The following is a 19,903-nucleotide window of genomic DNA, read 5'->3' as shown; positions in this document are numbered from 1 at the left end:
CCACGGCCGGCGTTCTGAGGAGGGTCTGATTCTCAGCTTCCTGCCACGACGCGGCGCCGCGGAGGGAATATGTGCAGTCAGGGAGGATATCCCCGCGCTAAGCGGTGCGTATGACGGTGGAAACCGCAGTCCAATTCTCCGGCATGTGGCATTCTTCGCGCCGCTGGCGCTGCCCCTTCGGACGCACCCTTGACACCTCAGGGCAGCGCTCCGATAGTGATCGCATGGATACCGTCGCAGTCGGTGCCCAGCGCATCGCGTACCGGGCGGCGGGCACCGGCCCGCCGTTGGTCTTCCTTCACGGGGCCTATGAAGATAGCCGCATCTGGGAGCGCCAGCTTGAGGATCTCTCCGACGAGTTCACCGTCGTCGCGTGGGACTCGCCGGGGTGTGGGCAGTCTGACGACCTGGTGGAGGGGGCAGGCACTCTGGGAGAGATCCTCGCCAGTTTCCTCACGACGCTCGGTCTTGCGGGCCGAACGCGGAGGCCGCACGTGCTGGGCCTGTCCTTCGGCTCGGTTGTTGCGCTGGATCTGTGGAAGGAACATCCCGAGATCCCGGCGACGCTCATCCTCGCCTCGGCGTATGCCGGCTGGGCTGGCTCGCTGTCGCCTGAGGAGGTCGAGCGACGGTACCGCCAGGTGAGTGCGGAGCTGGAAAAGCCTCCGTCCGAAATCATCCCGGTCTGGCTGCCCACGCTCCTCACGGAGCGGGCCACGGAGCCGATGAAGGCCCAGGTCGCCAACCTCTTCGAGGACTTCCGTCCGTCGGGGATGCGGGCGCTATTGGCTGCGTCAGGACGAACAGACTACAGCACGGTGCTTCCGACCATCACGGTCCCAACGCTCCTGCTGTATGGGGCCGCGGACGTGCGCTCGCCCGTCACGGTGGCGGAGGACATGCACCGGCGGATCCCGGGATCCGAGCTCGTGATCCTCCCAGACGTGGGTCACTTAAGCTTCGTCGAGGCTCCGGAAGCGTTCGATGCTTCAGTGCGCCGTTGGCTGCAAGCGCACAGCCAGACCTGACCCGGCGTTCCCGTCGCCGTCCTGCTGGCCTGTTAACTGCACCATGTATGTCGATCTTTCTGAGTGCGTTCGCCGTCCGGCAAGGCCCCGGCCACCGGGACCCGGGATCCGGTGCATCCCGGGTCCCGGCGGGAGGATCTTCGTAGCCCAGGGCTCGGATTCTCTACCCCAGACCCCGCTGGCCCATGGGGTCGTGGAAGACTGGAATGAAGAACGAACTCCTCTCCGCGACAGGCTCCACTGACGTTGCGGCAGGCGGCGCTGCAGGCAGGGCAGGACATCAACACTTTCAAAGGTGTCGCCGAGGTCCTCAACGGCACCGGAATGGATCTGCGCGCGCCCGGAAACCGCGGCATACCCGCTATGACCCGGAACGCCTGATGCAGTGGCTCCGCGTTCAAAAGGGACGCCACGAGAGCCCGGAACAGGGCCCGGTGCCGGTCAAGATCAGTGGCCTGCAGTGGACAGTCGGGGGACCCGGAGAGGTCCGTCAGTGTCTCAGGCCCGCGGCTGGCGACCGTCCAGCGCTCGTTGGCGGAACGGATTGGACGGAGCACCGGTCGAAAAATAATTGTCCCCGCAATGAAAAGGAGTCCCACCGCTTGAGGCCAGGAAATTATGAAATACCTTCGCATGCTTCTCCTTAGGGAGACCAGACGCGCAGTAAACCGGTCTTGAAGAAGGGCCGCCCTGACATGCTCGGAGCCTACATCGCAGTACCTGTCCGTGACAGGCTTCCCGCCTTTGGGGGCAGATACCGTCCGCTGAGGGATCGCCTTACTGACACGTTACTGAGGCCGCGTGCTCGAGCGGAATCCCCTTCACCCGCTCAACGATCTGCTTCGCTATGGCCTCGTTCGGACGTTCCTAGTTCATTGGCCTCTTCCGCTCGCGAATGCCGTGCGTGTGTACCTGAAGTAATTGTGGCCCATGCTTCTTCCTCGCCAAGAGTATTGGGTGTCCGCTGAAGGATCCTTTACCGGGCGGAAGCATGCGTCTTTCTTTTGCTGTTGAAGAGCCCTGTCGGACCTGTGCGTGCCTTAATTAGTCCAGCGAGACCTTATGGGTGGTCAGGCTTTGGGGAGACTTGGGACCGGCTGACGGGTTCCGGGGTCGCTGTTGGCTTATGGCTGGAGATAGTTCAAGATTTGAGCATCAGGCTCAGCGGTATCGGCGGAGGACTGCTAGGGCCCTGCGTCACTACTCGTATCCAGGGAAGCGGACGATGACCGGAATCGACGATCTCATACCCAAGTCCGAGGACCGTTGGGACACCGCTACAAGAAGGGCGCAGGGAATTGCAGACCTGGGCCTCGGCGGGGCCCTGAAGATCTACTACGCGCTCTATTTCCCCGCCGGGGTGATCATCCTTGTCACAGCGGGGACCGTCGGCGGGATGCTGGCCTTGGGAGGCGCCCCGGCGGACTGGCCGTCCTTTTTGCTGTTCGGATTCTTCCTCGCGTGGCTGGGTGCCGCCATCGGTGGACTGATCTACAACGCGAAGAAGATCCGGCCCGCAGTGGAGCCCGGCAGGATAGACGTGCTGCTCTCGCTGGAGGACGAAGAGCGAAAAAACATCCGGCGCCAGGTTCTCGGTAAGACCCCCGTTGATCTGGAGCATCTTGTCGTCTCGCGGGCCGCCGCTGTGCAACTGCGAAAGAATGTCGCCACACAGCTCATCTGGATGTCCATGTTCCCGCTTGTATTCATTCCCCAGGTCATACGAGGAGCCGGGTTCATCTCATGGTTCATGGGGGCTGGCGTGGTCGTCTTGGTGATTGGGACGATGTTCGTTATTCGCGACTTCCTGCGTGCTGGCAGGTTCCTCGCCAACACAACGGAGCCGGGAGCCACGGACACGGTCCAGTGACGACAACAGTGGTCGGCCGTAGCGTCCGTTTCGACAACCGGTCGCTCTTCATCGCTTGATTTCGACAACTACCGCCCGCTGCGACGTATCTCAGTCCGCCGCTGCGGTCGCGCCGTCCGTAAGCCGGTCCTCCGCCGGTCAGCTCGCCACCTTCACGCCTGAGCTTCGAGAAAACCGATGTGCAGGCACTCTCTAATTCCCGTATGACCCGCCCGATTAAATGCCCGGTGAAGGTGCCCTAATCGCTACACGCCACGTCATCTCGTAACCCAAGAGATACGGGCCCTGCTCGCCACTTCCACCAAGGCCACGGCTTTGCCTTGGAACCCCGGATCAGGTGGACGTTCTCATCAGGTCTTCCGGTTCTTTGATGAATCCGTTCTAGAGCCACTGTTCCCACACTGTTAATTTGAGCCGCACTAGTCCGTCATGGTTGTATCCGCCGTTCCCCGCCGGCCCCCTCGCCTCACAAGTTCGGCCAGGAAACCCTGCCGGCGTGGGTCCAGTGCGCCGTTTTGGACGCTCAAAACGGCGTCTACGAAGCAATCGCTGGAAGTTCAAAGCTTCACCGATTCCAACGCCTCCGAACGCACGGGCGTCGCCAGCCCCAGGTTCTCTCGGAGGGTCGAGCCGGCGTACTCCGTGGGATACACGCCGCGTTCCTGAAGCTCGGGCACAAGATGGTTCACGATGTCATCCAGGCCCGTGGGGATGAGCCATGGCGAGATGTTGAAACCGTCCACGGCACCCACCCGGGCGTATTCGGCCAGGGTGTCGGCCACCGCTGCGTAGGATCCGGTGAACGTCGCGTCAACCCTGGACGTCCGGGAGCTCACGAACTGCCGGATGGACAGGCCCTTCTCCTTGGCCTCGGCGCGCCACTGTTCGGCGAGCTGCCGGGCCTTGGCACCGTGGAAACCACTGCCACGGGTCTCGGAGGTCTCCTCTACCACAGGATCGATCTCCGGCAGCGGACCATCGGGATCGTAGGCGGACAACTCCCGGCCCCAGAACTGTTCCAGGTACGCAACTGCCTGCTGCGGTCCGATCTGCAGGCTGCGGACCCATTCCTTCTTTTCGCGCGCTTCCTCGTCGGTCGCCGCGAGGATGAACTCGCTGGCGGGCATGATCTGGACGTCGTTGGCGCCCCGTCCGGCCGCCAGGGAGCGCGAGACGATATCGGCGCGGAACTCCACGGCATCGTCGAACTTCGGGTGCGCCGAGAAGATGACATCCGCTTGGCGGGCCGCGAAGTCACGGCCCTCGGGAGAGTCGCCGGCTTGGAACAACACCGGCCTGTACTGGGCGCTGCGCGGCAACCGGGGCGTGACGTCCACGAAATAGTGCTGCCCCGAGTGGTGCACACTCCGGACATGCGATGGAACCGCCCAGGAATCCGCGGAAACGGACGAGGAAACCGCCCCGTCCTCCCACGAATCCCAAATCTTCTTGGCGGTCTCCACGAAGGCTTCGGCATGGACATAGCGATCGGCATGGTCCAGGTAGCCGCCCCGCCGGAAGTTGGCCCCGGTCCACGCGTTGTCCGTGGTGACGATGTTCCAGGCTGCCCGCCCGCCGGAGAGCAAGTCGAGCGAGGCGAGCCGGTGAGCGAGGTCGGCGGGATCGTTATACGTGGTGTTCTGCGTTGCAACGAGCCCGATGTTCGACGTCACCGACGCGAGCGCCGCGAGCATCGTCTGCGCGTCCGGCCTGCCCGCGACATCCAAAGCATGCGGACGGCCGAGGTGTTCACGCAAGCGCAGGCCTTCGCCCAGGAAGAAGGCAGCGAACAGCCCGCGCTCGGCGGTCTGGGCGATCCTCCGGAATGACTCATAGTCAGTCTGCGAACCGGATTCGGGCGCCTTCCAGATGGTGCCGGAGTTGACGCCCTGGAAGAAGATCCCGAACTGGATCTTCCCGCTCGGCTGGAATTTAGCACGGTTGTGCTGTGTCATGTTCTCTCCTCAGTTTTCCGAGCCGAGGCTCGCGTACCGGCTCAGCGGCCGTTCAAGACCCAGCAATTCCCGGAACGTGCCGCCCTGGGCAACAGGCTTAAGCGCCCCGCGGCGCCGAAGCTCGGGCAGCACCAACTGCGCCAGCTCCTCGAGCTCTACGTCCAGCACCGCTGGATGCAGCCGAATGCCGTCGGCCACCGCAAGCAGCTCCGCCAGGAAATCAACGAGCTCCGCGGCCGTGCCGATGAAGCGCGCTCGGGAACTGGACCACGGAGTAAAGGCGTCCAGTTCGGCGAGCCGCCCGGAGGCGCTTTGCCCGCGCGCGTCAAGGACGACGTCGAGCTCCGCCACTACAGCGGCGCCTCCCGCAAGGGTCGCGCCGCCCCCAACAACGGCGCCGCCCCCAGCAATAGCCCGACGCACCTCCGCAACCTCCGCCACGAGCAGTGAAGGCGTCGGAGCGGACACCAGCACCACATCGGCGTCCGAAGGAAGCAAGCCGGCGTGCGCAACCACGGGCAACTGCCCCTGCAGCGGGCGCGGAATGATGGAGGGTCCCTTCACGGAATACCCGGGCCCCGCGAAATCGGCTGGCGTCTCAAAGTCGACGTAGTGGAGTTTGTCCACGTCGAGGTACCGCCCGGTGGCCACGTCCCGGATCACGGCGCCGTCCTCCCAGGAATCCCAGAGCCGTCGGCTCACTTCCACGGACGCCGCGGCCTCTTGCGCCAAGGCGGCCCCTTCAGCAAAAGAGCGCCCGACGGCGGCTGCCTCCTCCGCGGAGCCGCTCGCCGCGACGAGCCAACCGGCCCGTCCGCCCGAGACATAGTCAAGGCTCGCCAGCTGCGTCGAAACGTGGAAGGGCTCGGTGTAAACCGTGTCGACTTCAGGGACCAGCACAATCGAACTTGTCACCGGCCCGGCGAAGGCGGCCCGCTGCAAGGCGTTCAGGCGGCCTGCAACGTCACGCCCGGAACTCACCGGCCCATCGGCGAACGTCGCTATATGAAACCCCGCCGACTCCGCCGCCAACACTGTGCTCCGGATCCGCGCACCGTTCAGCAACCCATCCGGTGCATGCCGGGCTTTGCGCCAGGCGGCTGGGTGGGCGCCGTCGCCGTCGAGCTCCAGAGCCAAAAAGCCAGACTGGGTGTTGCCGCTCATCGCTGTTCCCGCCTTTCGTTTGGAATCTGTTCGCCGGCTTCGATGGCCACGGCCAGCCGGTTCTCTGCAGGCGGCAACGGGCACGTGGCAAGGTCCGTGTAGGCGCACGGCAGGTTGACCGCACGGTTGAAATCGAGCACCACGGATCCGTCCCCATCCGGGACAACCGTGAGCGAGCGATTGGCCGCATAAGTGGTCTTGCCCGAGGTCGCATCCGTGAACAACACCGAGAGCGTGCCCGGAGCATGTCCATTGAAGGCCGTCAGCACCAGGTCCTGGCCCGCGAGCGTGAAATGGAGCTCGCCCGGTGCTTCGTAGACGTGCTGGATGCCCTCAACGGCGGCGCCTACCGTGGTGGGACGTGGAGACTCGAACGGCACGAACGTACCGTTCACGGCGAACGAAGCATCGGGCGCGTATGCCGGTGTGCCGCGGTATTCATTGAGCAGCGGGTTCCCGGGGTGCCGCGGCCGGACGATGTACTCGCCGCCGCGCTTGGCGAGCTCGACGACGGCGTCCCCCGACTTGAGGTCGAGGCCGTCCCGTTCGGCGATCGGGCCGAAAGTGACGGTGGCCCCTGCGGCGTCGGGGTTGAGTTCGTGCCCGTCCCGAAGCAGGCTTTCGCCTACCCCCAAAACCACGGTGACGACGTCGTTCTCAACACTCCAGATGCCGGGCACCCCGTCCAGTGGAGCAGCTGCGCCGCCAGGCCGATGCGAATGCCCAAGCCAATGCAGGTGGGTGACGGCGAGGAATCCGCGCGGATCGGCGCGGTGGCGCTCATGCGCGGCGTGCCATTCCTGCCACGCGGCCGTGAAGGCCGCGGTGGTGGGCGCGGCTGCGCGGACCGCCGGGATGACCTCGAGCGCGAACCGCTCCAGGATCTCCAGTTGCTGTTCGAAAGGCAGCGTGGTGGGCAAAGAAATGGACTGCAGATCGTGTTCGTAGAGCGAGTGGTAGCTCAGGATTTTGTCGATGATCTGTTCCGGGCTGCCCACCAGCGCGAGGACCGTCGTCGGGGACGAAGAGATGAACTCACCGGCATGCCGCTCCCCTACCGCGAAACTGTCGAAACCCAGTTCCTCGGCCCGGCGCGCAGTCTCCACCACCTGGTTGAGCCGCTCCGCCGTCGAAACGATTTCCCCCGTCACCGGGTTCTGCAGGTGCGGAATGATGTCGAGTACCTGGAACTTCACTGTGTTTTCCCTGTCTGGGCACTCCCGAAGTTGGCCGCGGTCACGGTCTTTGATTCCGGCAGCGCTTCTTCGCTCAGGCCCCAGCGCGCCAGGACCTTGCCGTAGGAGCCGTCCTTGATGGCCGAATTCAAGGCATCCGTGATGGCCGGAGCCAGGCCGTTGCCTTTGAGGGTGGTAGCAGCGACGAGGGTCTCGGAGGGCCAGCCGGCATTGACTTTCCCCACCACTTTCAGGTCGTTCCGGGTGTTCTCGCGGTAGGAGACGGACGGGTAGGGCGCGATGTTCAAGTCTGTCCGGCCGGAGGAGAGCGCCAGGATAGTGTCGGCGTCGGAAGAGTAGTACTGGAGGGTTGCCGGGGCCTTGCCGCGGGATTCGAGGTCCTTGTTCCAGGCCAAGAGGATCTTCTCCTGGTTGGTACCCGAACCCACCGAGACCTTCAACCCGGAGATATCATCCGCGCCCTTGATGTTGTACGTGGACGACTTCTTGGCTTCGAATCCCATGTACGCGGCGCGGTAGGTGGAGAAGTCGAACAGTTTCGCCCGGTCCTTGTTGATGCCGACGTTCGAGAACACAGCTTCGAAATCCCCCGACTGCGTCTTGAGCGGCCAGTTCTCCCACGAGGTCACCTGCACGTCCAGCGCGAGGCCCAGCTTGTCGGCCACGAGTTGTGCAATGTCCACCTCGACACCGATCGGGGTCTTGTCATCCGTGGCGTGGAAGGACAGCGGGATGGATCCGGCGGTGGTGGCAACGGTCAGTTTGCCGTCCTTGCCGATCGCGGCGGGAACCGCGGCTGCCGCGGTGGGATCCTTTTGTGCCCGGATGCGGTTCTGCTCGGGCGAGGTGTTGTAGACGACGCCGTTGCGGGCCGCACTCGCGGACGGGCTGGCCGCGGCAGCGGACGCGCCGGGGTCGGAGCAGCCGGCGAGCGCCGGGAGTACGACGGCGGGCAGCACCGCTAGCGCGAGAAGCCTGGTTCTGATGCGTGGCATTTTCAAAGATTCCTCAGATGTTGAAAGCTGGTTCGATGACTTTGGAGAAGAAGCTCCGCGTCCGGGGTTCATGGGGATTCGCGAAGATCTCCCGGGGACTGCCCTGCTCCACGATCTGCCCTTCGTCCATGAAGACCACGGTGTCCGCAACGTCCCGGGCGAAGCCCATTTCGTGCGTGACGATGATCAATGTGGTGCCCGAGGTGGCGAGTTCGCGGATGACATCGAGGACCTCGTTGACGAGCTCCGGATCCAGCGCCGAAGTGGGTTCGTCGAAGAGCAGAATCTTGGGGTCAAGGGCCAGCGCCCGTGCGATGGCAACACGCTGTTGCTGGCCGCCGGACAACTGCCGTGGATAGGCATCGGCCCGGTCCTTGAGTCCCACCCGGTCCAGGAGTTCCAGCGCACGCTTGAGCGCTTCGGCCTTGTTCCGGTGGAGCGCGACGACGGGTGCTTCGGTCACGTTTTCCAACGCGGTGAGGTGCGGGAACAGGTTGAAGTTCTGGAACACCATGCCGATGTCGGTGCGCTGCTTGAGGATGTCCTTCTCACGCAGTTCGTGCAGCTTATTCCCACGGAGCTGGTAGCCCACCAATTGGCCGTCGATGGTGATGTACCCGCCGTCCACCTTTTCCAAGTGGTTGATGGTGCGTAGCAGGGTCGATTTCCCTGAGCCTGAGGGTCCCACGATCACGGCGACGCCGCCTGGCGGAACCGTCAGGGAAACGCCCTTGAGGACTTCAGTGCCCCCAAAAGACTTGCGGACGTTGGTGATTTCCACGTGGCCGCGGGTTGCAGCGGCGGCGGCCGCCGCCGTCGTCGGGCTTTCGGCGGTACTCATCGGGCGTCCTTCGCTCGGTCAAAATTCATGGCTGGGTGGGTGGAAAAGAACTTCCTCGCCTTCTGCAACGGAGTGAGCGGCAGGTTGCGAACGGCACCCTTCGAGTAGTGCCGCTCGATGTAGTACTGGAAGATGCTCAGGACCGAGGTAATGGCCACGTACCAGAGGGTCGCCACGAGAAGCAGCGGAAGTACCTGCTGGGTGCGGTTGTAGATGACCTGCACGGTGTAGAACAGCTCGGAATAGGCCAGGACGTAGACGATCGAGGTGCCCTTGACCAGGCCGATGATCTCATTGAAGGCCGTCGGCAGGATGGCCCGCATGGCCTGCGGCAACACGATCCTGGTGGAGCGTCGCCAGGCCGGAATGCCCAGGGCCGCGGCCGCCTCGAGCTGGCCTTGGTCCACCGAGAGGATGCCGCCGCGGATGATCTCCGCCGAGTACGCCGCCTGGTTGAGGGTCAGGCCCAGGACGGCGGCTGCGAATTGGCTGATGAGCGTGGTGGTCTGGACCTCGAAGAATCGGATATCCGTGAAGGGGATGCCCAAGCTGATCTTCTCGTAGAGATAACCGAGGTTGTACCAAAGCAGCATCTGCACCAACAATGGCGTGGAACGGAAGATCCACGAGAACGTCCAGGACACTGAGAGCAGCAGCGGCGATGCCGAGAGCCTCATGAGCGCCAGGATGAAGCCGAGGACAAAGCCGAGCGCGCCGGAGATGGCCGTCAGCTTGAGTGTCTCCACCAAGCCGTTCACCACTGACTGCGCGGTGAACCATTGCGCCACCACGCCCCACTCCCAACGCGGGTTCGTCGCGAGGGACCAGGCCACCGCCACAACGCCTAGCGCCACCACAACGGTGCCTACCCAGCGCCATGGATGCCGGGCCGGCACCAGTTTATAGCCGGAGTAGCCGGCTGCGGGCCGGGCGACGGCACCCTGGGCCGCGGCAGCCTGGGCCGCGGCCGCCGTCGGGCTTTCCTCGACGGCGCCGTGTTCCAAAAAGGCGCTGGCCGGCGCCGGTTCCAGTGCAGATTGCTGTGCGGACTGCGCCACTGTGGTTGCTGCTGAACTCATGCGCCACCTCGCTTCGTATCGCTTGTTTGATCGGATGGCTGCCAACCTAGGGGCATTCTCGAAGCGGCTGCAAGGCGGATTTTTGCACTTCTTCATCGGGCTTCATGGCGCTTCGCGCCGCTTCATACGGAGCCATATGAGTCCGTTCTTTGCGCTTGTTGACCCACCGTGACGCGCAGTGAACGGCCGTTACCAGCGCCTCGACCAAGGGCCCGCCACGTCCCTAGGCTCAGGTACCACCAGCCACCGCCAACAGGAGTTGCCATGCCGCCCTTCGCCCCCACCATCGTGTTCATTGGCGGTGGTCCGCGCTCAGCCGGCATCCTCGAACGCCTCGCGGCCAACAGGAATGGCCTTTTCGCCGGCCCCCTCGCCATCCATATCGTCGAGCCGTACGAACCCGGTTCCGGGAGGATCTGGCGCTATGACCAGAACCCGCGACTCCTGCTCAACTCCACGGCTGCAGACGTCACGATGTTCACCGACAGCTCCGTGGCCTGCGACGGACCCGCCGTCGACGGTCCGGGCCTGGCTACCTGGGCAGCCGGCGTGCTGGACGGTTCCATCCGCGACGTCCCGCAGTTGGAAACCCACCTTCTTGAGCAGCTCCGGACGCTCACACCGGCGTCCTTTCCCAGCCGCCAGCTCCAGAGCAAGTACCTCGAGTGGTTCTTCCGGCGGGCCGTCGCGGCCCTCGGCCAGGACGTCGCGGTGACGGTCCACCGGGACACGGCCACCGCCGTCGAACGCTACTCTCCGGAAGGTCCGGCAGCGCCCGACGGCGGTGCGAAGTACCGCGTGCGGCTCGCCTCCGGTGGGGTCCTGGAGGCGGACATCGTGGTGTATTCGCTGGGGCACACGGATTCCCAAGCCGGGCCGGAGTCAGCGCGTCTGGCGGACTTCGCCGCGCGCCACGGCGGGTTCCACGCGGCGCCGTCGTACACCACTGACGTCGACTATTCGGCGATCGCACCCGGCCAGGACGTCCTGGTTTCGGGCATGGGGCTGGCGTTCGTGGACCTGCTGGTGCTCTTGTTCGAGGGCCGCGGCGGCCGCTTCGAAGACAGGCCCGACGGCGGCCTGGACTATGTGCCGTCCGGCGCCGAACCGCGGCTCTGGGCAGGATCCCGGCGCGGAGTCCCCTACCGCTCCAAGATCTCGTCGACCCTGCGCGGCGAACCCGTCGGCGCCCCGCGGTACTTCACCGCGGACGCCGTGGAATTGCTGCTCGCCGCCCACGAGGAGCTGGATTTCCGGACCCAGCTGTGGCCGCTCATCGCCAAGGACGCCGGCTACGCCTATTACCGCGAGCTCTTCACCGGCTACCCACATCGCGTTCGGGGCGATTGGGACGAGTTTTCGGCACGCTTCGATTCCCTGGATTGGTACAGCCGCGACCGCGAGAACCTCGTAGCCGCGGCCATCCCGGACCCGGCCCTGCGGCTCGACCTCGAGGCCCTCGACCAACCGTTCAGCGGCTGCGCCTTCCCTGACCATGCCGCCGTGCAGAGATCGGTGGCGAACCACATCGAACGGGATCTCACGCTCCGCACGAGTCCCGACCGCTCGGAAACCCTCGCCTTATTCATGGCCCTGCTCCGGGTCTACATGGAACTCGGCCGGCTTGTCCCCCAGGAGCGGCTCAATTCGCGCTCCCAACAAGCGGTGCATGGTTGGTGGCACGGCTTCTTCAGTTTCGTGGATTCCGGCCCGCCGCCGCACCGGCTGCGCGAAATCCTCGCCCTGCATCGCGCCGGGCTGCTGCAGTTCCTGGGACCGGGCATGTGGGTGCGTCCTGACGAGGCCAGCGGCCGATTCGTGGCCGGTTCCTTCCAATCGCCGGTGGTGGTGGATGCGGCGGCGTACATCGAGGCACGGTTGCCGTCGCCGTCGGTGGCGCGATCGGCCAACCCCGCGCTGGCGGACCTGCACGACGCCGGATGGGGCACCGAACAGTCGCTCCCCACCTCGGACGGCCCACACTCCACCGGTAAGCTGTTGGTCTCGAGTTCACACGAAGTCCTGGATCCCGACGGCGTTCGGCAGGCGGGGCTTTTCGCCGTCGGACCCTGGACCTCGGGTTGGGGCGCCGGTGCGTTCGCGCGGCCCGGAACCAACGCAGCACCGTTCCGCGAGAACGACGCCCTGGCCCGCCGCCTCCTGTCCGAACTCTCCGCCCACCCAACCAGCCCCGCCCACCCAACTGACTCGCAGTTGTTGTCGTTTTGACGCCTCATAACGACAACAACTGCGAGTTAGTTGGGCACATTCACGAAAGGCATGTCATGACAACAACGCCAACCCTGCCGTCGTCGGGCCTTTCGGTCCTGACCGTGCCCATGAGCGATCCCCGCGTCAGGCCCCTCCTGGACGAACTCGCCGTCGAATACACCACACGCTACGGCGACCTCTTCGGCAGCGGTGGCGCGGCCGAGGAACTCAACAGGTACCCGGCGGACGAGTTTGCCGCGCCCCACGGTGCCCTGCTCATCCTTCAGGAAAACGGGGAAACCGTGGCTGGCGGGGCTTTCCGCTGCTACGACTCCGGCACGGCAGAGCTCAAGCGGATCTGGACGCATTCGGCGCACCGCCGTCGTGGGCTGGCCAGGGTGGTCCTCTCGGAACTGGAGGCCGAGGCGTCTCGGCGCGGCTACCGGCGGATCTATCTCACCACCGGCCCGCGGCAGCCCGAGGCCAAGCACCTCTACCTGGCCACGGGCTACACTGCGCTCTTCGACGTCGACGCGGATCCGGAAGAGATCAAGCACTTGGCGTTCACGAAGGACCTGGGGCCCATCGAGACGTGAGATCTCGGGCCTTTCACTAGCTCAAAGGGCCGCGATCTCACCCCTGGATTGCTATCCCACAGCCTGGCGCGCCGCGGCCTCGATCCTGGCCCGGTGATCAGCCCATTCTTCGGTGCTTCGCTGTGACAAGTTCAAGTCTCCGGGGCCCTTCCCGGCCGAACCGTCGATGAGCTCACGAAGTATGTCGGCATGCCCCAAGTGCTGGGCCGTCTCGACGCACATGTGCACCAGGATTTGATGGAGCGTCACGTGACGGCGTTCTTCCGGCCACCACGGCACTTCCCCGGGAGCGTCCAGCGGTAGTGACTCAATCGTCGCATCACTGTGCTCAGCCGAGAAGCGATGCAGTTCGATGATCCCGTCCCTGCTCTCTTCCGGTACAACCCACAGGTCCGCGTCAGGTTCGGCATCGTCGGCGAACCACGGCAAGTCCCGGCCGCTGGGCCGGCCAAAGACCTCCCCGAAATACCCAAGCTCCACACTGGCCACATGCTTGACCAATCCCAGGAGGTTGGTGCCGGTGGGGGTCATGGGCCGGCGGACGTCGTACTCGTCGAGTCCGTCGAGCTTGGCGAGGAGTTCGCTCCGACGGGCGCGCAGATATTTGAGCAGAATCGCTTTGTCATCCATCCGGGCACTATACCGTTGCATCGCGGGTCTGTGCCGTCTGTGCATGGCGAAACTGACCTGCTCCTCGCGCGTCGGCGCGGCTGAAGCGGAGCTGCCACCCGCCGTCGTGCCCTTCCCCCAAAGCGTGTACAGCCGTCACGTGAGGGAAAGGATGGCAAGGTATTGCCAAACCGGCGGGTAACGTAAAGGGCGTGCAGTTGAGTCAAGCGTTGGTCAAGACCGCAGCCGGGTGGCTGCTCGGTCTGATGCTTGCCGTGGCCGCTGCGATCGTCTCCATCAACCTGGTGAGCAACTCCATCGCCAGCCCGCAGCAGCAGGTGCGCGACTACCTCTCGGCCCTCCAGCAGGGGCATGGCGGGGAAGCCCTCGGGCTCCTGCACGCGTCAGTGCCCAACGCCAATGCCGCCATGCTGGACGGTACAGCCCTCCAGACGGCGGCGTCGAAGATCACCGACGTCAAGCTGGGCAACGCCGAATCCCGGGGCGGCAACCGGGTGACGGTCCCCATGGACTACCAGATCGACGGCAAAACGCTGCACTCCGATTTCCTGCTTGAACGGACGGGCACCGAGTGGCTATTCTTCGGCAAGTGGTCCTTCGTGCCGTCATCCTTGCCGACCATCGAGGTCACCGCGGTGAACGCCAACGAGGCGAGCCTGAACGGCGTCCCGGTGAACCTGCCCAATGGCCGCAACAGCTTTGCCGTGTTTTACCCCGGCGAGTACGAAGCCAGTCTCACCGGAAAATACTTTTCGGCGCCGGCGACCAATACTTCGGTGACCACGGGCGCCCTGCCCCAGTCACCCCTCAACCTTCTGACCAAGCCCACGGACGCCATGATCAAGGTAGTGAGCGACAAGGTCAAGGAATTCCTGGACACCTGCGCCGCTGACGCCACCAAGCAGCAAAAGCTCCAACCCGACTGCCCCTTCTATCATGTGACCAACAGCCGGGTGGTGGACGGCACCATCAAATGGCAGATCACGGAATATCCGAAGGTCAGCATCGACCCCTTCAACGGGCAGTGGGTCGTGGCTCCCCTCAACGGCAAGGCCAAGGTCACAGCCCGCGAAATCGATCTCTTCAGCGGGCAGGTCGGCGATCTCAGCGCCGTTCACGACTTCAGCTTCACCACACGGCTGGACATAGGCGCAGACACCATCACGGTCACTCCAATGGTGAGCTTCTAGGCTGCGCCCCCGAAAGCCCCTGCTTAGTCCATCCCGCGCAGATCGAGCACCAGCTCGGAATCGCCGTCGGCCTGCAGGACCACGGGGATGCCCCAGTCCTGCTGGTACAGGTGGCACGCGGCGTGATCCGGGATTTCGCCGTCCTCGGTCTCCGGGCCGTCACACGCAGCGGCACGGGCCGTGATGTGGAGGATCCCGTCAGGCACATCCGCGGACAACTCCAGTGTCCGCAGCAGGCCCACGGACGTGCCGCCACCGGAAATCAGCAGCTCGGGCGGGGTCGACGAGATCTTCAGCTGCGTGGGATCGCCCCAGCGGTCGTCGAGCTTCTGCCCGGTCGGGGCCGTGAAGCGCACGGTGAGCTCCAGCTTCCCCGGCGCCACGGGACTCTTGGGCCGCTGCGTCTGGGAGGCTCCCTCGTCCACCTGTTGGGCTTCCTTGGGGATGGGAACCAGGACCAGTTGGTGCTTGTTGGATTCGACCACCACCAGCAGCGGTTCGCCGCCTTCGGGGTAGACCACGACGACGTCGCTCGGCTCCGCGAGTCCCCGCGCCAAAGTGGACACCGCCTTGGTCGCGGGATCATAGCGCCGCACGGCACCGTTGTAGGTGTCGGCAACTGCCACGGAGCCATCGGGGAGCACTGTGACACCGAGGGGGTGCTGCAAGCGGGCTTCCGTGGCCTCGCCGTCCCGGAAACCGAAATCGAACAGGCCCTTGCCCACCGCCGACTCAACGGTCACACCGGACTCGCCAAGGACCAGGCGGCGCAACGCCGAGGTCTCGGAATCGGCCACCCAGATGTTGTCTTCCGCATCCACGGCCAGGCCGGAAGGCTGGGCGAACCAGGCTTCCTCGGCAACTCCGTCAAGCAAACCTTCAAGGCCCGAGCCGGCCAGGATGGATACCTCGCCGCTGAGAGGCTCGAAGGCAAAGATCTGGTGCGTGCCGGCCATCGCGATGACAACGCGCTGCAGCTTCTCGCTCCACACCACGTCCCACGGCGAAGACAGGGACACCCCGGTCCCAACGCCCAGTACCCCGACGTCGAGTGCGTCGGCAGCGAAGTCGGCCGGTCCGGCGTCGTGGTGTTCAGCCCAAACGCCGGCACCGCTTTCCGTCACGCGGGCAGGGCCGGCGTCGAGCAGGCGCTGTACGCCGTTGCCCGCGACTGTCTGCACGTAACCCGAGCTGAGGGTGACGCCGCGGAGGCGGTGGTTCACGGTGTCCGCGACCACTGCCTCGTACCCGAGTTGCCAGGCCAGCGACGGCGGGAGCACCGCGACGCCCTGCGGCTCGTTGAACTGCGCAATTTCCGCCACTCCGTCCAGGTAACCCTTCGTTCCCGAACCGATGACGCGTTCGACGGTCTCCAGGTCAGGCCGAAGTTCCACCAATCGGTGGTGGCCGGAATCGACCACGAGGTAGTTGCCGTTCTCCAGCTGGGTCGCCTTGCCGGGGAAGCGCAGGGTGCCCGACGTCGGGACGGGAGCCACGTAGGGGCCGTCGCCTCGGTGGAGGGTCCCCTTGGCTTCGTGCTCGGCCACCAGCTCCTCAAGGAGCACGGCGAGGCCGTCTGCGTGGCCTTCACCGGAAAGGTGCGCCACGATGTAGCCCTCGGGGTCCACTACCACCAGCGTCGGCCAGGCGCGGGCCGTGTAGGCCTTCCATGTAGCGAGCTCGGGGTCGTCAAGGACGGGGTGGTGGATTTCGTAGCGCTCCACGGCGGATGCGAGGGCCACGGGATCGGCTTCGTGCTCGAACTTGGGAGAATGCACGCCGACCGTCACGAGCACGTCGGAGTACTTTTCCTCAAGCGGACGCAACTCATCCAGGACATGCAGGCAGTTGATGCAGCAGAACGTCCAGAAGTCCAGCAGCACGATCTTGCCGCGCAGCGCTTCCAGGTCAAGCGTCTTTCCGCCGGTGTTGAGCCAATTACGGCCCACCAGTTCAGAGGCGCGGACACGCAGTTGGGTGCGTACGGTTTCGCTCATCAGCGTCCTTCCAGGTTGGTATTGCTTTCGGGCTGCTTGGAATCCCGATCAATCAGTTTCGCATCGCGGTCTGCAAGCCGCGCAAACATATCGTTGTAAGCATTCAGGTCGGCGTCGTTATTCCTGTCCGCGGCCCGGTCGGTGCGTTTCGTCTCACGAGCGTCCGAACGCGACCACATGACCGCGACGCCGATCGCCACCAGCAAGGTGGGGACTTCGCCGATTCCCCAGGCCACGGCGCCGCCTGTCTGCTGGTCCAGCAAGGCCGATTGCCCCCAGGTCCGGCCGAGGTTGCCGAAGTAATCGGCAGCGAGCAACCCGGTGCCGCCCATGATGGACACGCCGAAGAATGCGTGGAAGCCCATCGTTGCGAGCAAGAGGAGCAACCGCATGGGGTAGGGCGCGCGTCGGGGCAGCGGATCTGTGCCGATCATGGTGAGGACAAAGATGTAGCCGGTTAGCGTGAAGTGCAGGTTCATGAGCTCGTGGCCCACGTGATCGCGCATCGCCCAGCCGAACGCGTCCGAGTAGTAGAAGAGGATGATCGAACCGGCAAAGTTCGCGGCAGCAAACAGCGGGTGGGTCACCACTTGGGAGAATTTCGAGTGCACAAACACCAGGAGCCACTCACGGACACCGCGGGAACCGTCCCCGCGCGATCCCTCGCCGCGGGATGGCAGGGCACGCAGTGCCAGCGTCACGGGCGAACCCAGGACCAAGAACAGCGGCGCCACCATCGTCAAAGCCATATGGTCCACCATGTGCGCGGAGAACAGTATGCGGCCGTAGACCGACGGCGGTCCGGACGTGATGTATGTCAGGACCAGCAGGCCGATCATCCAGTTAGCGGTACGGAACCACGACCAGGAGTCACCGCGCCGGCGGACCTTGACCACGCCAAGGATGTAGCTCGCCGCGCCGAAGAGGGCCACGGCCACCCAAAGCCAGTCGAAGCGCCATTCGGTCAACCAGCGTGCGGGCGTCAGCTCAGGCGGGAGCTCGTACCCGGACAGGATGAACGCAGGCGAGGCGTCGGGCGCGTAGGTGGTGGGCAGCGGCGGTGCCGAACTGGCCAGCGCGACGGCGAGTCCCGACGTCGCGCCCATCACCAGGAGTTCAACCAATACAAGCTGCCACAGCACGCGGCGCGTCGATATCGACTTGCGGCCCAGCTGCGGGATCACCCATTTGCGGTGCATGAACCCGATGCCGCCAAGGACAACAGTGGCCAATGCCTTCGCCAGGACGATCTGCCCGTAGGGGGTGCCCACCAAGGCCGAAAAGCTGGTGATGCGAATGCTTGCGTTGACGACCCCGGAGGCGAAGACCAGGACGAAGGCGAAGCCGGCCAAGGTGGAGAACCGGCGAAGGGTCTGATCCGTGATGTCTTTGGTGCCGGTTGCCTTGGAACCGTGCAGGACGCCTGAGAGGACAGCAAGCATGATGATGCCACCCACCCAGGCAGACACGCCCACCAAGTGAAGGCCAAGCGAATTGATAGCGCCCTCATGGTCGCTGGAACTCGCGGAGTGCCCGATTAGCGCGCTTGGCACCAGTCCGCCCAGTGCCAGGACAAGAGTCAACGCGAGTCCAGCCAACGAGCGGACCCCGAAGAGCGCCGTCGTGGCAATCGCGGCGATGATCGTCACGGCGAGCCACGCTTGGCCGGTCTGGATGTCCGTCATGAAGTAGACGAGGGACGCGGTGAACTGCGCGTCTCCGGAGAGCCTCTGCCCGGCCACGTCCGCATAGGTCAGCACGAGGACCGCGACGGCGGAGAGTGTCCAGGCTGCACCTGCTGCTGCCGCCACGGCCAAAGCACGGCTGAACGCGGGATGTTCAGGGGCATCGTCGCCCTTGGATCGGGATGCGTTCCGGGGAAGGATTGCGACGGCGAAGATCAGCCCGCCGATGACAGTCGCCAGGGACACATTATGGAGGGCTTTGGCGACGGGCAGCCCCCAGCGGACCAGCGCGCCCGGATCAGCGACCTGCCGCGCGGCCGACGCACCGGAGAAAATCAGGGCGCCAACGAGAGCCAGGAAGAGGGCAGCGAACCCCGCCAGCTGCCACGGCAAGGAGATCCCTTCCACGGCAGCAGCTGCCTTGGTTCCCGGCTTCGAAGCGGGCGAAGGAGCAGTGGCTGGAGTTTTGGCTGACGGCACCTATCCATTGTCCGCTAACGTCGGCGGCGCGGCGAATCGAGCGGGTTAAAGCAGAAAGGCGGCAACCCGCAGGTTGCCGCCTTCCAGGGCGTTCGCCGAAGTGTCTTACTTCTTGGCGACAGCTGCCTTCAGCTTGGAGCCGGCGGTCAGCTTGACGCTGTGGCCAGCGGCGATCTGGATGGTCTCGCCGGTCTGCGGGTTGCGGCCCGTGCGGGCAGCGCGGTCGGTGCGCTCGATGGCGAGCCAACCCGGAATGGTGATCTTCTCGCCAGCGGCGACAGAAGTCTCGAAAACTTCGAACAGGGCATCGAGCACGGAGTTGACGGCGGCCTGGCTGGTGCCATCCTTGCCAGCTACCTCGGAAACCAGTTCGCTACGGTTCTTAGCCATTTGTGTCCTCCTGGACTTTACGATTTTGGAGCTCACACACGGCATGCGCGCGAGCCACTGTTCGAAAACTTACCAGCTTGGGAGGACACGGCCAGCAAATTCCGCGTGTTTCCGCGCTTTTTTGACCAAATTCACCCTATTTCGGGCGCATTTGGGGGTCAATTCCGCCGCGGGCGAACTCCCCGGCCCCCGACGCGCGCTCACATATAGCCGGTCCGGGCCGGACGCCCGCTCACGTATGGCGGTTTCTGACGGGACGCCCGCTCACTTATGACGGTTCCCGATCGGACGCCCGCTCACTTATCCAGGGTTCCGGGCAGGACTTCCGCTCACTTCTGCTGAGGGCAGCTCGGGGATGGGGGTCCGGTCCGGCTCAATGGTGATCCGGTGTTGCCACAACCGTTGATATGTGAGCCGGCGTTTGGGGAAACGGGCGTATATGTGAGCCGGGGTTGGTGGAAACCGGGCCATACGTGAGCCGGGGTTTGATCCGCCGGACGACCGCTCACGTATGGCGGGTCCGGGCCGGACGCCGGCTCACGTATGGCGGGTCCGGGCCGGACGCGCGCTCACTTCGGGGGGCGGGGGGGTCCGGG

15 protein-coding genes and 1 pseudogene are annotated in these 19,903 nt (G+C 64.8%); 5 read left to right on the top strand and 11 right to left on the bottom strand.

Translation table 11 applies throughout. The features are described 5' to 3' along the window. Nucleotides 1-224 precede the first annotated feature (224 nt). Together BMF89_RS12035 and BMF89_RS12030 are read left to right on the top strand one after the other, a co-directional pair. Nucleotides 225-1,028 carry an alpha/beta hydrolase gene (locus tag BMF89_RS12035; protein ID WP_078107417.1) on the top strand — a complete coding sequence of 268 codons (804 nt, stop codon included), beginning with the start codon at nt 225-227 and terminating at the stop codon, nt 1,026-1,028. Nucleotides 1,029-2,253: 1,225 nt separating this feature from the next. Continuing rightward, nucleotides 2,254-2,898, top strand: coding sequence for a hypothetical protein (locus BMF89_RS12030; RefSeq protein WP_078107342.1), 645 nt, complete (start codon nt 2,254-2,256; stop codon nt 2,896-2,898). 557 nt (nt 2,899-3,455) lie between these two features. On the opposite strand, the gene BMF89_RS12025 is transcribed toward BMF89_RS12030, so the two are convergent. The 7 genes and pseudogenes from BMF89_RS12025 to BMF89_RS12000 form a co-directional block, all read right to left on the bottom strand. Next, the gene (locus BMF89_RS12025; RefSeq protein ID WP_078107341.1) at nt 3,456-4,853 is read right to left on the bottom strand and encodes an NtaA/DmoA family FMN-dependent monooxygenase; all 1,398 of its coding nucleotides are present in this window, start codon (nt 4,851-4,853) and stop codon (nt 3,456-3,458) included. A gap of 9 nt (nt 4,854-4,862) precedes the next feature. Next, nucleotides 4,863-6,017 carry an LLM class flavin-dependent oxidoreductase gene (locus BMF89_RS12020; protein WP_078107340.1) on the bottom strand — a complete coding sequence of 385 codons (1,155 nt, stop codon included), beginning with the start codon at nt 6,015-6,017 and terminating at the stop codon, nt 4,863-4,865. After that, nucleotides 6,014-6,874 (bottom strand): DUF1684 domain-containing protein, encoded by an 861-nt coding sequence (locus BMF89_RS12015; protein WP_171983475.1) that lies wholly within the window; start codon nt 6,872-6,874, stop codon nt 6,014-6,016. Before BMF89_RS12015 ends, BMF89_RS12020 begins: the two co-directional genes overlap by 4 nt. Nucleotides 6,875-7,024: 150 nt before the next feature. Further along, a pseudogene (locus BMF89_RS22615) lies at nt 7,025-7,168 on the bottom strand (LLM class flavin-dependent oxidoreductase); the annotation flags it as partial. 41 nt (nt 7,169-7,209) lie between these two features. After that, entirely contained in the window at nt 7,210-8,208 is a 999-nt protein-coding gene (locus BMF89_RS12010) for an ABC transporter substrate-binding protein (protein ID WP_078107338.1), read from the bottom strand. A gap of 13 nt (nt 8,209-8,221) precedes the next feature. Next, nucleotides 8,222-9,049, bottom strand: a complete 828-nt coding sequence (locus BMF89_RS12005; protein ID WP_078107337.1) for an amino acid ABC transporter ATP-binding protein — start codon at nt 9,047-9,049, stop codon at nt 8,222-8,224. Then, complete coding sequence (locus tag BMF89_RS12000; RefSeq protein ID WP_078107416.1) at nt 9,046-10,128, bottom strand: amino acid ABC transporter permease; 1,083 nt, start codon at nt 10,126-10,128, stop codon at nt 9,046-9,048. Before BMF89_RS12000 ends, BMF89_RS12005 begins: the two co-directional genes overlap by 4 nt. Before the next feature lie 264 nt (nt 10,129-10,392). On the opposite strand from BMF89_RS12000, the gene BMF89_RS11995 reads away from it, so the two are divergent. Together BMF89_RS11995 and BMF89_RS11990 are read left to right on the top strand one after the other, a co-directional pair. Continuing rightward, complete coding sequence (locus BMF89_RS11995; protein WP_078107336.1) at nt 10,393-12,357, top strand: FAD/NAD(P)-binding protein; 1,965 nt, start codon at nt 10,393-10,395, stop codon at nt 12,355-12,357. A 56-nt stretch (nt 12,358-12,413) separates the two neighbouring features. Next, entirely contained in the window at nt 12,414-12,935 is a 522-nt protein-coding gene (locus BMF89_RS11990) for a GNAT family N-acetyltransferase (protein ID WP_078107335.1), read from the top strand. Between the two features lie 51 nt (nt 12,936-12,986). Here the strand turns inward: BMF89_RS11990 and BMF89_RS11985 are convergent, their stop codons facing one another. After that, nucleotides 12,987-13,565: a DinB family protein gene (locus BMF89_RS11985; RefSeq protein WP_078107334.1), complete on the bottom strand. Its 579-nt coding sequence runs from the start codon at nt 13,563-13,565 to the stop codon at nt 12,987-12,989. 197 nt (nt 13,566-13,762) lie between these two features. On the opposite strand from BMF89_RS11985, the gene BMF89_RS11980 reads away from it, so the two are divergent. Further along, a complete protein-coding gene (locus BMF89_RS11980; protein WP_253190804.1) occupies nt 13,763-14,755 on the top strand; it encodes a hypothetical protein in 993 nt (330 codons plus the stop codon). 23 nt (nt 14,756-14,778) lie between these two features. On the opposite strand, the gene BMF89_RS11975 is transcribed toward BMF89_RS11980, so the two are convergent. The 3 genes from BMF89_RS11975 to BMF89_RS11965 form a co-directional block, all read right to left on the bottom strand. After that, nucleotides 14,779-16,752, bottom strand: a complete 1,974-nt coding sequence (locus BMF89_RS11975) for an NHL domain-containing thioredoxin family protein (protein ID WP_078107332.1) — start codon at nt 16,750-16,752, stop codon at nt 14,779-14,781. Then, nucleotides 16,752-18,917: a cytochrome c oxidase assembly protein gene (locus tag BMF89_RS11970; protein ID WP_078107331.1), complete on the bottom strand. Its 2,166-nt coding sequence runs from the start codon at nt 18,915-18,917 to the stop codon at nt 16,752-16,754. Before BMF89_RS11970 ends, BMF89_RS11975 begins: the two co-directional genes overlap by 1 nt. Nucleotides 18,918-19,022: 105 nt before the next feature. Beyond that, a complete protein-coding gene (locus tag BMF89_RS11965) occupies nt 19,023-19,307 on the bottom strand; it encodes an HU family DNA-binding protein (RefSeq protein WP_078107330.1) in 285 nt (94 codons plus the stop codon). Nucleotides 19,308-19,903: the final 596 nt, after the last annotated feature.

This window comes from Arthrobacter sp. SRS-W-1-2016 (assembly GCF_002009585.1).
Classification (GTDB): domain Bacteria; phylum Actinomycetota; class Actinomycetes; order Actinomycetales; family Micrococcaceae; genus Arthrobacter; species Arthrobacter bambusae_A.
Note: the sequence above shows the minus strand (reverse complement) of the source record. Positions and strands in the feature narration are given on the sequence as shown.